The organism is Candidatus Merdisoma sp. JLR.KK006, assembly GCF_036941035.1.
Taxonomy (GTDB): Bacteria; Bacillota; Clostridia; order Lachnospirales; family Lachnospiraceae; genus Laedolimicola.
On the sequence record NZ_JAYMNS010000078.1, the window covers coordinates 1 to 1,538 of the forward strand.

Consider the following 1,538-nt stretch of genomic DNA (forward strand, 5'->3'; position numbering starts at 1 on the left):
TGGGTTTGCAATTGTTATTTTCTGGCCTATACTATAAGCAACGGCAAAGATCGGTGTTATTTTGGGCCTGTAGCCCGTTAACTAAACTGATTTTTGGCTTCCTCATTTGCACCACCATCTGTCCAGCTGTTTGTGCAGCAAAAGGACGTACAGTAAAATGATAAGAGACAGGAAGCCATGCCGTAAATTCTTCCAGGAGGTGTCACTATGGAAAAAGTTTACGACAAATGTTGTGGTATTGATGTTCACAAAAAACTCATCGTGGCCTGCTTTAAATGCGGAAAAAAGCAGGAAGTACGGGAGTTTGGCGCAACAACCAGGGAGCTTCTTAAGCTTGCCGACTGGCTGGGCAGCGGCGGCTGTGAAATGGTCGCCATGGAAAGCACAGCTTCTTATTGGAAGCCTCTTTATAACATCCTTGAATCTTCCGGCCTGAATGCCATGGTTGTAAATGCGCGCCACATGAAAGCTGTGCCGGGACGCAAAACAGATGTCAAGGATGCAGAATGGATTGCTGACCTGCTCCAGCACGGCCTGCTCCAGGCCAGTTATATCCCGGATAAGGACCAGCGGGAACTCAGGGAGCTTGTCCGTTACCGCAAAAGCCTGGTCGGGGAGCGCACCAGGGAACTCAACCGTCTCCAGAAAATGCTGGAGGGTGCCAATATCAAGCTTTCTGGCACAGTATCTGACATTAACGGAAAGAGCGCCAGAAGCATCCTGGAGTACATCCTTACCGGAGAGTCCTTTGATGATGCCAAGTACGATGAAATGTACGGCAATAAGATAATCGCCCACAATCTCAAAGCGACAAAGGAGCAGATTATTGATGACCTGAATGGCATCATGTCCCCGCTGCAGCGGAAAATGATGCGTACGCTGCTGAAGCATCTCGATGAGCTGAACAGCCATATCCATGAGCTGGATGATGACATTGACAGTTTCATGAAGCCAGAAGAAAAGCAGGCTTCCGCAGCGATCCAGGATGTCACCGGCATAGGCAACACCAGCGCACAGGCAGTGATCTCCGTCATAGGCACAGACATGGGGCGCTTTCCGGATGATGCGCACATTGCTTCATGGGCGGGGCTGTGCCCCGGTGACAATGAAAGTGCCGGGAAACGGAAATCCGGGAAAACCCGTAAGGGAAATGCCCTTTTGCGGGAGACGCTGGTCAACTGTGCACATGCTGCAGTAAAAAACAAGAAATCCTATTTCTACGCACAGTTTATGAGGATAAGTGCGCACCGTGGAAAGAAACGTGCATATGTGGCTGTTGCACATTCCATGTTGGTCGCAATATACCATATCCTGAAGGATGGTGTGGTTTTCAAGGATCTGGGTGCTGATTACTATAATCAATTCAATAAGGAACGCAAGATTAAAGCGTACCTGAAAAAGCTGAAAGCGTTAGGCTGGGAAGATTCTGCCGCAGGACAACCTGCCTAATCATACATGAGAGTCTAAAAGACTCAAAAATATACTATAGGGGTAGTCTGCGCTTTTTTAGCTAAAACAAAGGTTAGGTTTCACAGTAA

General features: G+C 48.2%; 1 protein-coding gene. It reads left to right on the top strand.

Annotation, left to right across the window (positions count from 1 at the left end; translation table 11 throughout):
- The first annotated feature begins 207 nt into the window (after positions 1-207).
- On the top strand, positions 208-1,449 hold the full coding sequence (locus VSQ61_RS22635) for an IS110 family RNA-guided transposase (protein ID WP_300870753.1): 1,242 nt from the start codon (positions 208-210) through the stop codon (positions 1,447-1,449).
- Positions 1,450-1,538: the final 89 nt, after the last annotated feature.

Coding starts and splice junctions, on each gene's coding strand:
- VSQ61_RS22635 (WP_300870753.1), top strand. CDS start 208: ATGGAAAAAGTTTACGACAAATGTTGTGGTATTGATGTTCACAAAAAA.